The following is a 12,972-nucleotide window of genomic DNA, read 5'->3' as shown; positions in this document are numbered from 1 at the left end:
CGACTCAATCGACTCAATTGACTCAATTGACTCAATTGATCTTGTAGCGGAAGCCGCCGTTCTTGTTGACGCCGACCTTGATCTTCTGGATCGCCTCGCCCTGCGCCATCTTCGCCAGCACGGACTGCGCGATCTCGGGCAGCAGCGTGCCGTTCAGGATATGGTCGACCGCGCGCGCGCCGGTATCGACCTCGGTGCAGCGCTGCAGCACCGCCTCGGTCACGGCGTCATCCCATTCGAAGACGGCGCGGTGGTTCTGCTGCACGCGTTCGCCGATGCGGCGCAGCTTCAGCTCGATGATCTCGACCAGCGTGTCGTCGCTGATCGGGTAGTACGGCACCACCTTGGTCCGCCCGATAAATGCGGGCTTGAAGGTCTTGTACAGCGTCGGGCGCAGCGCCTCGGTCAGCGCGTCGGCGTCCGGCAGTTCTTCGGCGGACTTGTTCAGGCAGGCCTGCATGATCGAGGCCGAGCCCGCGTTGGAGGTCAGGATGATGATGGTGTTGCGGAAGTCGATGGTCCGGCCCTCGGCGTCCTCCATCCACCCCTTGTCGAAGACCTGGAAGAACATCTCCAGCACGTCCGGATGCGCCTTCTCGATTTCGTCGAGCAGCACCACGCTGTACGGGTTGCGGCGCACCGCCTCGGTCAGCACCCCGCCCTCGCCATAGCCAACATAGCCCGGCGGCGAGCCCTTGAGTCCCGACACACTGTGGGCCTCCTGGTACTCGCTCATATTGATGGTGATCAGCTTGCGCTCGCCCCCGTACAGGATGTCGGCCAGCGCCAGCGCGGTCTCGGTCTTGCCAACGCCGGACGGGCCGACGAACAGGAACACGCCGCGCGGCTTGTGCGGGTCCTCCAGATTGGCCGCCGCGGTACGCACGCGCTGCGCCACCGCTTCGAGCGCGTGCGGCTGGCCGACCACGCGCTCCTCGAGCAGCGGCTTCAGGTTCATCACCGTGTGCAGCTCGTCCTTGACCATGCGGCCCAGCGGAATGCCGGTCCAGGCCGAGACGATCTCGGAAACGACCTGGCCGTCGACCTGGATCGGCACCAGCGGCGTTTCGCCCTGCAGTTCGCGCAGTTCAGCCTTCAGGCGCGACAGTTCGTCGGCCGGGGCCGCCGGCGCGGCGGCCTTGCGACGGCGCCCGGAGGCGGGCGCGATATCGCTGTTGGCATCGACCGGTTCGGCTTCCTCTGCAGCGCTATCGGCGGCCGCCTCACCGGCACCCGCATCGCGCGAGCGCAGCAGCGCGACGATCTGCTCGACCAGCTCGCGTTCGCGTGCGAGCCGTTCGTTACCCGCGGCAATGCGCTCGCGCAGCGTCTGCTCCTGCTTCTGCAACTCGGCCAACCGTGCCTGATGCTGTCCGCCGGTCGTCAGCTCGCGCTGCAGCGCGCCGATCTCGACGGTCAGGCGCTCCAGCGCCTTCTGGTCCTGCTCGATTTCGGCCGGCGTCGCGCTCTGCGCCAGCGCCACCTTGGCGCAGGCGGTGTCGAGCACGCTGACGGCCTTGTCCGGCAACTGCCGGCCGCTGATATAGCGGTGCGACAGCCGCACCGCCTCGGTGATCGCCTCGTCGAGCACGCGCACGTCGAAGTGCCGCTCCATCAGGCCGACCATGCCGCGCAGCATCGCCGAGGCCAGCGCCTCGTCCGGCTCCTCGACCTTGACGACCTGGAAGCGCCGCGCCAGCGCGGCATCCTTCTCGAAGTACTTCTTGTATTCGGCCCAGGTCGTGGCCGCGATCGTACGCAGCTCGCCGCGCGCCAGCGCGGGCTTCAGCAGATTGGCGGCGTCGTTCTGGCCCGCCTGGCCGCCCGCGCCGATGATGGTGTGCGCCTCGTCGATGAACAGGATGATCGGCTGCGGGCTGCGCTTGACCTCGTCGATCACGTTGCGCAGCCGGTTCTCGAATTCGCCCTTGACGCTGGCGCCGGCCTGCAGCAAGCCCATGTCCAGCGTACGCAGTGCGACGCCGCGCAGCGGCGGCGGCACGTCATCGGCGGCGATGCGCAACGCCAGTCCTTCGACCACCGCGGTCTTGCCGACGCCGGCCTCGCCGGTCAGGATCGGGTTGTTCTGCCGGCGGCGCATCAGGATGTCGATCATCTGGCGGATCTCGGCGTCGCGGCCGATCACCGGATCGATGCGGCCGTCGCGTGCCGCCGCGGTCAGGTCGACGGTGTACTGGTCCAGCGCCGGGGTCTTCGACAGCGCGCCCTGCCCCGAGGGCTCGTCGGCCGCCGCGGCGCCGGCGTCCGCGAACGCCACGGCCTGCTCGGCCTCTTCCGAGCCCTTGGTCAAGACGGCCAGTTCATGCTTGAGGCGCTCGACCGGGAACTGGCCGAAACGTCTGGAGCCGCGCTCGGCCAGCGGCGCCAGGCTCGGCTCGGTCAGCAGCGCCAGCAGCAGATGACCGGAGCGGATGCGCGTGGTCTGCGAATCGAGCGAGGCGATCAGCCAGGCATGCTCGAACAGCTTGGGCAGCCACGGCGAGAACGCCGGCGTGCGCCCATTGCCCGTCTGGAAGCGCCCCAGCTCCCTGTCCAGATCGCTTTGCAGCGCGGCCGGATCGATACCGCTCGCCCTGGCCGCGACCGACACGTCGCTGCGGGGATTCTCCAGCAGCGCCAGGAACAGATGCTCCAGGTCGACCTCATAGTGGCCGCGCGCCATGCACAGCGAGGCGGCCCGTTCGGCGGCCTGCCGGCTGGTGGCATTGAGCTTGGCGATCAGCGTCTTCAAGGGGGTGGCCATGATGGCTCGGCTCCGGTCTATCAATGAATGGGCGACAGCGTGTAATGCGCGTCGCTGCGATCCTGCGTGGCGGGTCGCGAAACGAGGAAGGTGTCCCAGCCGACATGACCGCTGCCTGCGGCGCCGAGCTGGGACCCGGTCACGTCCTGCCGGCGCAGGATCGGTTTGACTTCGTATTCGAGCGTGGCGCCGCCCAGCACGGTCAGCATCTTGCGCAGCGCCAGCGCGCCCTCGGCGCCGGGCAGGAAGGCGCGGTACTGGTCGCGCGCCAGCGGCCCGATCCAGACGCGCACGCGCAGATCGCGCTGCCAGACCCGCTGACCGGCCAGCGCGGTGGCGCCGAGTACGTTATTGACGCCGCCCAGCCGCGACCATTGCGACGGCGGCACCCGATACCAGCCGCCGACGAACTGCTCGACGCGGAACGGCACGCGGAAATAGTCGGACAGTACCTGCTGCAGATACGACGCAGACATCGGCCGATGCCGCACTGCCGTCGCATAGCCGGCGACCGCTTCGTCGTGGATCGTCCCCGGCGTCTCGCGCAGCCCGCGGCGAACGCCGGCATCGGCCACGCCCGCCAGCGACAGCAGCAGCGGCAGGTAGTGGCGCGTGCGGTCGACCTCGTGCTGGAACGGCAGCCGGTACTTTTTCCACGCCAGATAGAACAGCGCGGCGGCGCGGTTCGAGAAGATATCGAAGAAGGCGCGCGCGGCGCCGTCGCGGCGCATTGTCTCGCGCTCGGCCACCACTTCGGTGTAGTGCAGCGGCAGCGCGCCCTGCCCGCCCAGCATGCCGAAGAAGGCCGGCGTCACGGCCACGTCGTCGAGCGGGCGTTGTGCCAGCGCCTCGGCGAAGCCGGCATCGCTGTCGAGCGCCTCCTTGGCGAAGCTACCCGCCTCGATCTGCACGATTTCGCTGGCCGGGAATGACAGCGACAGCGCGTTGGGAAAGCGCACGCGCGTGGCGAGCTGGTGCTCGGGAGTGTCGGCGACGCGCGCGATGGCGTTGCCGTTCACTGCCCCGTTCACTGCCCCGTTCACCGCGCGATTCGCCACGCCGTTGGCCGCGCCATGCACGCCGCCATTGGCATCGCCCTGCGCCCGGCCCTGACGCGCGAACTGAATCTGCAGCAGCCGCACCGCCTGGAAGAACTGGAAGCGATACGGCTGCCGCAGCAGCCGCCGTATCACACCAGGATCGATTCGCCGCTTCGGGGAGCGCATTGGATCAATTCCTTGCCGGTGCGGCGCGAGACGGCGACGAGCTGCACAAAGCTGTTCAGATGGACGTACAGACCGAAGAAGTGGTCCATCACGCGGATGAAGCGGTGCAGGCCGGTGCCGACAAAGGCTTCCTCGTCCAGCGTCAGGCGGACTTGCAAGCCGCGCACGAACGTCGCGAACGGCTTGCCCGCCAGCCACTGGGTGGTGGGCTGATAGTCCAGTCCGACGATGCCTTCGATCTGCCGCGCCGAGATGCCGCTGCGGGCCAGGTCATGCAGGCGCAGCATCTCCTTGAGCGCCGGCAGGCCGTCCTGCACCAGCGACAGATGGTTCAGCGCCAGCAGCGAGATCAGGCGCCATTGCGCCGCGCGGCCGCCCGGCAGCCGCAGCGACGGCGTCGGCTTGCGCAGGAACGTGATCTGCCGCGCGATCGACGTGCCTTCCATCGTCAGATCGCCGTCGGCATGGCCGAACGACAGGCTGGCCGGCAGATCGCGATTGGTGCAGGTGACGTCGATGCTCAGCGTATCGGTCTGCGGCTGCGCCGGATCGAAATCCAGGTCGACGATCGAGATCTCGGTTTCGTAGCCGGGACTGCGGCGCGCCACCAGCTCGTCGCGCCGCGCCAGCCAGAAATGGCCCGCGCGGTTCGGATCGTCGGCGTGATGCAGCGAATAGAACGGCCGGAATTCGATCACGTCGTTGCCATTGGCGGTCTCGCGCACCAGATGAACGCGGTCGATCGAGTAGATGTCGTAGCCGTGCGCGCGGCGGCCGTCGGCCACCACCGGATAGGCGCTGGCCGTATGCTCGATGCGGATCGGGTCGGCCTTCTGTGCGAACAGGTTGACCACCGGTGTGCAATGCAGCCGCAGATGCTCGGCCTGCAGGCTCTCCAGCAGGCGCGCGGTGTGCGAGTCGCTGCGGATGTCGGTCATCACCAGATGCAGCTGCAGGCGCCGGGTGTTGCCACCGGCCGGCCCCAGCGCTCGGCGCAGTGCCGCCAGATCGATGTCGACGAAGTTGAATTTCTCGGCGAAGGCGAAGTGTTCGGACAGCAGCCGGTAGGCGGGATGCGAGCGCGCCGGCGTGTCGATCAGCGCCTCGTCGGCGGCAAAACCCACCTCGCGCAGCGGCACGGCGGACAGCCGCTGCCAGACGCCAGGCCGCGGTCCCTCCAGATACGCCGCCGCGGTATGCAGGAACAGCGCGTCGCCGAGCGCGGCGACGAAGGATGGTTCGCCGTCCAGATAGACCCGCAGCGTATCGAGCGCCAGCGTGTCGAAACCGCCCCGCTCGCCCTGATAATCGAGCGCGATCGTCAGCGCGCCCGTCGCTCCCTTGGGCAGTACGGTCGCTGCCGGCGCAACCGCTGCGCCGCGATAGCTCGCCTCGGCGATGCGGACCGGGGCAAAGGTCACGTCGTAGGCGGTGCGGAAGCGGCATTCGACCCGGTTGACCGGCCGCGTGCTCAGCATCGTGCCGCGCGGCACCGTCATCGGCGCGGACAGCTGCGCCGCCGCGCCACGGGCATCGAAATGCGCGATCGAGCAGGACGGAAACGGCCGCAGGTAATGCGGATACATGACCTCCAGCAGCGCTTCGGTCAGTTCCGGGTAGTCGTCGTCGAGCTTCTTGCTGATGCGCGCCGTCAAGAAGGCGAAGGACTCGACCATCCGCTCGACGTGCGGATCGTCGCAACCGTCGGCCGACATGGCGAGCCGCCCGGCGATCTTGGGATATCGCTCGGCGAAGTCGCGCGAGTACCGGCGCAGATAGGCCAGTTCTCGCTCGTAGTAAGGCAGTAGCTCTTCCATGGCTGCTCGGCGGTCGGTGCGTGGCGGTGGCGGGTTGGATTGGCTCGGGCATGGATTGGGACAATGACCCGTTCATGGATCCGTGCTTGGGTCAAGGACCATGCGCCTGCCCTGTCAGGTTCGTCCGCGCGTCACCGAGTACTGCAGCGTCGACGGCTGCAGCAACGCATCGAAGCTCACCGGCTCCCGCGCCGGCCCCACCAGCAGCATGGCGGTGATGCCGAAGCACAACGCATTGGTGTTGCGCTCGCTGACATCCAGCGACACGGTGACATTGCGCAGCCGCGGCTCGTGGCGCTCGATGGCCTTGGTCAGCGACTGGCAGATGTAGTTGCGGTCGTAGTAGCTGGCCAGACTGAGCCCGGCGAAATCGTTGAGCCCGTACGTCAGCAGCGAACGCTTGCACTCCGGCAGGCCGCTCAACTGCGCTTCGTCGATCACGATGCGCGTATTGAGCAACGCCTCGATGTCGCGCGCCACCGTCGACTTCAGCTCCTCGAGCGTCAGCTGCCGCATCGCGGTGGGCAACGGCGCGTGGGGCTCGTCGTCGAACAGCTTGTCGAGCAGACTCGGTTCGAAACCTTTCATGGCAAGCGCCGGCACCCCGGCAACCCGCGCGTTGCCGCGCCGAATCGCCAGGATGCCGGCATCCGCTTCAACCGATCATCGGCCAGCATCGCCCCCAAGGAACGGCATCAGACCGAGTAGGTCTTGTCGTTCTTGGTCAGGCTCCAGGCGCCCTGCGAGTTGCCGCCCTGGTTGCCGCCGATCTTCTGCTGGGTGTACTTCCACTGCACCGCGGCGTACTTCAGCGAGAACTTGTCGGTCGGCAGGCCTTCGGCCGCGACCTTCGCATCTACCGCGCCCAGGATCGCGTTCTTCAGCTTGATTTCCAGATACTTGACGCGCTTGCCTTCGCCGTCAGCGCGCATGAAATCGATCGTGACCTCGTCGAAGGTCGTGCCGCCCGACGCGTGCTGATACAGCAGCGGGCTCACCACGTCCATGTCCTTGGTAAAGATCATTTCGCCGTGCTCGCAGCGCTCGGCGGTGTGACCGCCAGCGGTCGAAGCGGTCGCCGAACGCGGCTGCTTGATGTTGTGCTCCCAGCTGAGGACTTCGATCCAGTCCTTGTGGTCCTTGTCCTGGGATTCACCCTTGATGGCGGGATTACCGAACTTGACGTAGATATCCTTCATGAGACCCTCGATGAGATAGTGGCTTTGTTTCGCCTTAGAAAGTACTGCTGCCTCGACCGTCGGACGCCGGCATGGCGCCGGTGTCCGACGGCAACCGGTTACGAGTTGGCGGCCTGCGGCAGGTCGGCGACCAGGCGCAGCGAAATCGACAGCTCGTCGAGTTGGAAATGCGGACGCAGGAAGGCTACCGAACGGTAAGCGCCGGGCTTGCCCGGGATTTCGGAAACCTGGATCGACGCCTCGCGCAGCGGGAACTGCGCCTTCTGCTCCTGGCTGGCGTTGTCGTCCAGCAGAACGTATTGCGAGATCCAGCGGTTCAGGAAGCTTTCAACGTTCTGGGCCGAAGCAAAGCTGCCGATCTTGTCGCGCATCATCGCCTTCAGGTAATGAGCGACGCGCGAGACCGAGAAGATGTACTGCAGCTGGGCGGACAGCACCGCGTTGGCATTGGCGCTGTCGGTGTTGTACTTCTTCGGCTTCTGCACCGATTGCGCGGCGAAGAAGGCCGCGTAGTCGGAATTCTTGCAATGGACCAGCGGGATGAAGCCCAGGTCGCTGAGCTCCTTCTCGCGGCGGTCGGTGATCGCGATCTCGGTCGGGCACTTGAGCGCGATCTCGCCGTCGTCGGTCTTGAAGGTGTGGGTCGGCAGGTCTTCCACCAGGCCGCCGCCCTCGACGCCGCGGATCGCCGCGCACCAGCCGAAGTCCTCGAACGCCGCGGTCAGGCGCGCGCCGAAGGCCCAGGCGGCGTTGCACCACAGGTACTTGCTGTGGTCGGTGCCGTCGACGTCCTCGACGAAGTTGAAGCCCTCGACCGTGGTGCCGTCCTTCGGGTTGTACGGCAGACGGCCGAGGAAGCGCGGCATCGTCAGGCCGACGTAGCGCGAATCCTCGGACTCGCGGAACGACTTCCACTTGGCGTATTCGACGGTGTCGAACACCTTGGCCAGGTCACGCGGCTTGCCCAGGTCGGCGAACGACTCCAGCCCGAACAGCTCCGGCGAGGCCGAGGCGATGAACGGTGCGTGCGCGGCCGACGCGACGTGCGACATCTGTTCGATGAAGTAGATGTCTTCGGGCTGGCGCGTGATTTCATAGTCGCCGATCAGCGCGCCGAACGGTGCGCCGCCGAAGGTGCCGAACTCTTCCTCGTAGACCTTCTTGAACAGCGCGCTCTGGTCGAAATCGATCGCGGTCTTGAAGTCGCGCACCAGGTCGCGCTTGGTCGCATTCAGCGCCTTGATCTTGATCATCGTGCCGGTCTGCGTTTCCTTGACCAGGTACGACATGCCGCGCCAGGTGCTTTCCAGCTTCTGGAATTCCGGCGCGTGCATCACGGCGCTCAACTGCGCCGAGATCAGGCGGTCCAGCTCGGCCACGCGGGCATCGAGCGTGGCCGACAAGTTGTCCGACACCACCACGGTGCCGTCCAGCACTTCCTTGACCAGCTCGCCGATGATGTCCTTGGCACGCGCGTGTTCGGCGTCGGACTTGGCGACACGGCTCTGCTCGACGATCTCGTCGAGCAGGCTGGCATTGGCAACGGGCGCCGCCTGCGCGGCGACTGCGGCTTGCGTCTCAGGCATCCTGACCACCCTTCGGTTCCTTGCCGCCATGGCCGAGCTGCTGCAGCTTCTCGGTATTGGTCAGCACTTCGCTAAGCAGATCTTCGAGCTTGTCGTTGCCGGCGAGCTTGTTGCGCAGGTCGGCCAGCTTCGAGCGGGCCTCGAGCAGCTTGCGCAGCGGCTCGATCTGGTCGACCACCGCTTCCGGGCTGAAATCGTCGAGCGAGCGGAATTTCAGGTCGACGCCGAACTTCCCGCCGTCCTCGGACAGCTTGTTGGGGACCTGGAAGGCCGCGCGCGGCTCGACCGCCGACATCACGTCGTCGAAATTGTCCCGATCGATATTGACGAACTTGCGGTCGCGCAGCTTGGGCAACGCAACTTCCGACTGACCGGACAGGTCCGCCACCACGCCGACGACGAAGGGCAATTCCTTCTGCTCGATGGCGTCGCCCTTCTCGACGTCATAGGTGAGCTGCACCCGGGGCGGACGCACCTTCTGCAGACGCTTTTGCACGCTTTCCTTCTTGGCCATGCGGATTCTCCGGTTGTTCCGGTCGTGGTTGTCGGGGTTTCGGGACGTGGGTACCTGGCCGTGGATCAGCGCAGCGCGCCGAACGGATCGGCGGAACCACCGCCGGCATTGGCGGCGGCCGGCGCGGCAGCCGGAGCCGCCTGTTCCGCGGGCGCGGCCTTGGCGCGCGGCGCCGGACGCGCGACCGGACGCTTGCGCACCGGCGGCTTCTTTTCCTCGGGGAACAGCACCTGCTCGCCCAGCGTTTCGCGCAGCATCTTGGCCAGTACCTGCGCATCGGTGCGCACGTCCCCTGCCAGCGCGCTGTCGTCGCGCAGCTCCATCACCGAGCGGCGCGCCACGCGCAGGCCGCTGACGGCCAGGATGCTCTTCGCCTTGCGATCGTTGCTGTCGCGCTGCAGCGCTTCTTCGGCAGCGAGGATGGCCTGCGGATATTTCTCGTCGGCGTACTGGATCTGCGCGATCTGCGACCACGGCTCCTGGCGAGCGGGGTTCGCCTTCGCGATCTCTTCGTACAGGCTCACCGCCTGCTCACGCTGGCCGCCCTTCAATGCCGCGTCGGCCTGCGCCATGCTTTGCGTGAATGCCTCTTCCGATTGCGGACCCGAGGTGCTCCCAGTGGAGGCGCAACCGGAAAACAATGCGGCGGCACCAATGGCAATTGCAAAAGATCGTGAAAAGCCAAAAGGGATCATGGCTCTGACCGTCGCGTGGCTTTGTTGTTGACGTATTGTTCAATGCCTTCTCCGCGCTGGATAAAACAAAGCGGAGTAATTGATTGGTAAGCGATATTGGCCCAATCGGCGCGCAATAGTACACTCTGCGCGTCGCCGCTGACAACCATACCGAGGGTAGGTTCCAGACAGTGAATTAAATGAAACTGAATTCTGGTTTTCGTGCGGCAAAGCATCGTTGTGCAAGCCATTACATAACACCGCCGCCAGACGTCAGGGTCGCCCGCCACATAGCACAGGCCAATAAGAAGAATCCGATTTGTATGACTTTTTTACAATTCTTTATAAATCCACGGACAGTGCTGGCCGGGCTGGCCGTCGTCACGCTGGCGTCATGCTCCGTTGGTACGCAAGTGCTGGCCGGCGCAGCCGGTGGAGCGCTGGAAGCGTTGGGAATCAAGCCTACCAACGTACCGGATGCGCAAAAGCCGCCCCGGCAGGTACCATTGCGGCTTTATGCCGGCAATAACCTGAATGCGGCCAATGACAATCGCGCCGCAGCATTGGTGGTACGGGTTTACACCTTAAAGGAATCAACCGCCTTTATGCAGGCGCCCTTCGACGCCTTTGTCGATCCGGCGCGCGAAAAACAGGTGCTCGGTTCCGAATTGGTCAACGTTCGCGAAATCACGCTGATTCCGGGTCAGCGTTATGACGTGATGGAAAAAGTCTCGCGCGAAGCGGGTGCGATCGGGGTGGTCGCCTTGTTCCGCAGTCCGGCGCCGCAGCGCTGGAAATTCGCCTTCGATGCAGCAAAGGGAGAGAAGTCCGGTATCACGATCGGCCTGCATGCCTGCGCGATGACGCTGACCGCGGGCGAGCCCCTGACGCCCAGCGATGGCGTGCCGCGGTCCTCGCTGAACCTGCTGTCGCCGACCAGTTGCCGGGCGTGAGAGCGCAGCCATGATGGCATCCATTGCCCGCGGCCGCGCCGATCGGGACAAGAAAGACAACAAGGCTATACAAGGCTAATTGTGAGCGATTCCGCCAAGATCCTCTGGGGCGAAGGTCTATTCCTTCGCCCGCAGCATTTCCAGCAGCAGGACGCCTATCACGAGGCGCGGCTGCACGCCACCGCGCAGGCGATCCAACCCTACGCCTGGGGGGTGCGCCACGCCCGCTTCGATACCGACGCACTCGCCAGCGGCATTCTGCGCATCAGCGAACTGTCGCTGTTCTTTCCCGATGGCGAATGGTATTGCGCGCCGCAATCGGACGAATTGCCGGCGCCGCTCGCCCTGGCCAATCTGCCGGCCGGCGTTTCCGAATCGACGTTCCATCTCGCGCTCTATCCGCTGCGCGATTTCGGCGGCAACTACCGCGAAGCCAGCGAAGGCTCGCCCTCTTCCCGCTTCGTCGGCCACCAGCGCGACACCGCCGATCTGTTTACCGAAGCAGAACCGGCATCGATCGCCTATCTGAAAAAGGCGGTCAAGCTGGTCGCCGATTCGGAACCGCGCGACCAATATATTTCGCTGCCGCTCGTCCGCGTGCGCCGCACGGCCACCGGCGGTTTCGAACTGGACGAGAATTTCGTCGCGCCGAGCCTGGCCATCAACGCGTCGGCCGTGCTGTACCAACGGCTGCGCCGCCTGCTCGATGCGCTGCAGGCCAAGGTCAATGCGCTGTACGGCTTCCATCGCGAGCCGACCAAGAACATCATCGAATTCCGCTCCGGCGATATCGCGTCGTTCTGGCTGCTGCATACGGCCAATGCCTCGTTCGCCGCGCTGTCGCACCTGTATCACCATCCCGAAGTCCATCCCGAACGGCTGTTCCAGGAATTGCTGCGCCTCGCCGGCGCGTTGATGACCTTCTCCAAGTCGTACTCGCTGGCCGACCTGCCGGTCTACGACCACGGCAATCCGGGCAAGGTCTTCGCGCAACTCGACACGATGGTGCGCGAGTTGCTCGATACCGTCATTTCCACGCGCTATTTCGCGATTGCGCTCGACGAATCGCGGCCATCCTTCCATCTCGGCCGCCTGGACTCCGGCAAGATCGACGACAAGACCCGCTTCTACCTGTCCGTATCGGCCGACATGCCGACCGTCGAACTGGTCGATGCGATTCCCGCGCGCTTCAAGGTCGGTGCGCCTGACGACGTCGACAAGCTGGTGCTGTCCTCGATGCCCGGCGTGCCGCTGACCTATACGCCGCAGGTGCCGCCCGCCATCCCGGTGCGCCCCGGCGCCTGCTATTTCGCCGTCGAGGCACGCGGGCCGTTGTACGAACGCATGCTGCAGGCGGGCACGATCACCATCTATACGCCCGCCGGTATCCGGGAACTTCAACTTGAACTGATCGCGGTGACCTCATGAGCTCCACTTCGATGCCCTCGCTGTTTGGCGACGCCCCGGCCGGCGCGGCCACCACCTTTGCCGATTCGGGCGACGCCTCGCGCCACGCGCGCACGCTGCTCGATCTGCTGTACGACGGCTTCTTCATGCTGTTCCTGCTGCGCAATGGCCAGCCGCCAGACAGCGCCGAGAACTTCCTTGCCAAGGTACGCGGGTTTCTCGACGAGTTCGACCGTGGCGCCAAACGCCTGAACGTGTCGGCCGACGATGTCTTCGACGCCAAGTACGCGTTCTGCGCGGCCATCGACGAGACCATCCTCGCCTCGGACTTCGCAATTCGCGCCGATTGGGAGCGCCGCCCGCTGCAGCTGGTGCTGTTCGGCGAGCAGCTTGCCGGCGAAGCCTTCTTCACCAAGCTCGAAGCGCTGCGCGCACAGGGCGCTCCGCGTCTGCAGGCGCTGGAAGTCTTCCACATGTGCCTGCTGCTGGGATTTCGCGGCAAATACATCCTCGAAGGCCCGGAGAAGCTGTCCTACCTGACCGCGCGGCTCGGCGACGAGATCGCGGCGATCAAGGGCAAGCGCGCGCCGTTCGCCCCGCACTGGCCGCTGCCCGACAAGATCGCGCACACGCTCAAGCGCGAGACACCGCTGTGGATCTTCGGCGCCGTGTTCGCGCTGATTGCGCTGCTCGGCTACCTCGGCCTGTCGTCGGTGCTGAACAAGCAGACCAACGATGCGATGCAGGAGTACTCGCAGGTGATCAAGCTCGGCCCGCGCTTCTCGCACCTGACGATTTCGCTGCCGTAAGACGGATGCCGATCGAACGCCTG

General features: G+C 65.6%; 11 protein-coding genes. 3 read left to right on the top strand and 8 right to left on the bottom strand.

The features are described from left to right. Positions 1-31: 31 nt before the first annotated feature. The 8 genes from tssH to F7Q96_RS08025 form a co-directional block, all read right to left on the bottom strand. Entirely contained in the window at positions 32-2,764 is a 2,733-nt protein-coding gene (tssH, locus tag F7Q96_RS08060; protein WP_151022439.1) for a type VI secretion system ATPase TssH, read from the bottom strand. 20 nt (positions 2,765-2,784) lie between these two features. Beyond that, positions 2,785-3,990: a type VI secretion system baseplate subunit TssG gene (gene tssG / locus F7Q96_RS08055; RefSeq protein WP_151022437.1), complete on the bottom strand. Its 1,206-nt coding sequence runs from the start codon at positions 3,988-3,990 to the stop codon at positions 2,785-2,787. Continuing rightward, positions 3,954-5,807, bottom strand: a complete 1,854-nt coding sequence (gene tssF / locus F7Q96_RS08050) for a type VI secretion system baseplate subunit TssF (RefSeq protein ID WP_151022434.1) — start codon at positions 5,805-5,807, stop codon at positions 3,954-3,956. Before tssF ends, tssG begins: the two co-directional genes overlap by 37 nt. A gap of 114 nt (positions 5,808-5,921) precedes the next feature. Further along, positions 5,922-6,395, bottom strand: coding sequence for a type VI secretion system baseplate subunit TssE (tssE, locus tag F7Q96_RS08045; RefSeq protein ID WP_023263644.1), 474 nt, complete (start codon positions 6,393-6,395; stop codon positions 5,922-5,924). A gap of 107 nt (positions 6,396-6,502) precedes the next feature. Next, positions 6,503-7,006 (bottom strand): Hcp family type VI secretion system effector, encoded by a 504-nt coding sequence (locus F7Q96_RS08040; RefSeq protein ID WP_006577978.1) that lies wholly within the window; start codon positions 7,004-7,006, stop codon positions 6,503-6,505. 98 nt (positions 7,007-7,104) lie between these two features. Continuing rightward, positions 7,105-8,592 carry a type VI secretion system contractile sheath large subunit gene (gene tssC, locus F7Q96_RS08035; protein ID WP_006577977.1) on the bottom strand — a complete coding sequence of 496 codons (1,488 nt, stop codon included), beginning with the start codon at positions 8,590-8,592 and terminating at the stop codon, positions 7,105-7,107. Continuing rightward, positions 8,585-9,106, bottom strand: coding sequence for a type VI secretion system contractile sheath small subunit (tssB, locus tag F7Q96_RS08030; RefSeq protein WP_006577976.1), 522 nt, complete (start codon positions 9,104-9,106; stop codon positions 8,585-8,587). Before tssB ends, tssC begins: the two co-directional genes overlap by 8 nt. A 65-nt stretch (positions 9,107-9,171) precedes the next feature. Beyond that, entirely contained in the window at positions 9,172-9,801 is a 630-nt protein-coding gene (locus F7Q96_RS08025; RefSeq protein WP_151022432.1) for an outer membrane protein assembly factor BamD, read from the bottom strand. Between the two features lie 302 nt (positions 9,802-10,103). On the opposite strand from F7Q96_RS08025, the gene tssJ reads away from it, so the two are divergent. The 3 genes from tssJ to icmH all read left to right on the top strand — a co-directional run bounded on the left by tssJ (position 10,104) and on the right by icmH (position 12,949). After that, on the top strand, positions 10,104-10,733 hold the full coding sequence (tssJ, locus tag F7Q96_RS08020) for a type VI secretion system lipoprotein TssJ (RefSeq protein ID WP_151022474.1): 630 nt from the start codon (positions 10,104-10,106) through the stop codon (positions 10,731-10,733). A gap of 81 nt (positions 10,734-10,814) precedes the next feature. Further along, complete coding sequence (tssK, locus tag F7Q96_RS08015; RefSeq protein WP_151022430.1) at positions 10,815-12,161, top strand: type VI secretion system baseplate subunit TssK; 1,347 nt, start codon at positions 10,815-10,817, stop codon at positions 12,159-12,161. Next, positions 12,158-12,949 carry a type IVB secretion system protein IcmH/DotU gene (gene icmH / locus F7Q96_RS08010; RefSeq protein ID WP_151022428.1) on the top strand — a complete coding sequence of 264 codons (792 nt, stop codon included), beginning with the start codon at positions 12,158-12,160 and terminating at the stop codon, positions 12,947-12,949. Before tssK ends, icmH begins: the two co-directional genes overlap by 4 nt. Positions 12,950-12,972 lie beyond the last annotated feature (23 nt).

It is taken from the genome of Cupriavidus gilardii (genome assembly GCF_008801915.1).
GTDB lineage: Bacteria > Pseudomonadota > Gammaproteobacteria > Burkholderiales > Burkholderiaceae > Cupriavidus > Cupriavidus gilardii.
The sequence above is the reverse complement of the archived record's forward strand: the minus strand, read 5'-3'. Positions and strand labels throughout refer to the sequence as shown.

Coding starts and splice junctions, on each gene's coding strand:
- tssH (WP_151022439.1), bottom strand. CDS start 2,764: ATGGCCACCCCCTTGAAGACGCTGATCGCCAAGCTCAATGCCACCAGC.
- tssG (WP_151022437.1), bottom strand. CDS start 3,990: ATGCGCTCCCCGAAGCGGCGAATCGATCCTGGTGTGATACGGCGGCTG.
- tssF (WP_151022434.1), bottom strand. CDS start 5,807: ATGGAAGAGCTACTGCCTTACTACGAGCGAGAACTGGCCTATCTGCGC.
- tssE (WP_023263644.1), bottom strand. CDS start 6,395: ATGAAAGGTTTCGAACCGAGTCTGCTCGACAAGCTGTTCGACGACGAG.
- F7Q96_RS08040 (WP_006577978.1), bottom strand. CDS start 7,006: ATGAAGGATATCTACGTCAAGTTCGGTAATCCCGCCATCAAGGGTGAA.
- tssC (WP_006577977.1), bottom strand. CDS start 8,592: ATGCCTGAGACGCAAGCCGCAGTCGCCGCGCAGGCGGCGCCCGTTGCC.
- tssB (WP_006577976.1), bottom strand. CDS start 9,106: ATGGCCAAGAAGGAAAGCGTGCAAAAGCGTCTGCAGAAGGTGCGTCCG.
- F7Q96_RS08025 (WP_151022432.1), bottom strand. CDS start 9,801: ATGATCCCTTTTGGCTTTTCACGATCTTTTGCAATTGCCATTGGTGCC.
- tssJ (WP_151022474.1), top strand. CDS start 10,104: ATGACTTTTTTACAATTCTTTATAAATCCACGGACAGTGCTGGCCGGG.
- icmH (WP_151022428.1), top strand. CDS start 12,158: ATGAGCTCCACTTCGATGCCCTCGCTGTTTGGCGACGCCCCGGCCGGC.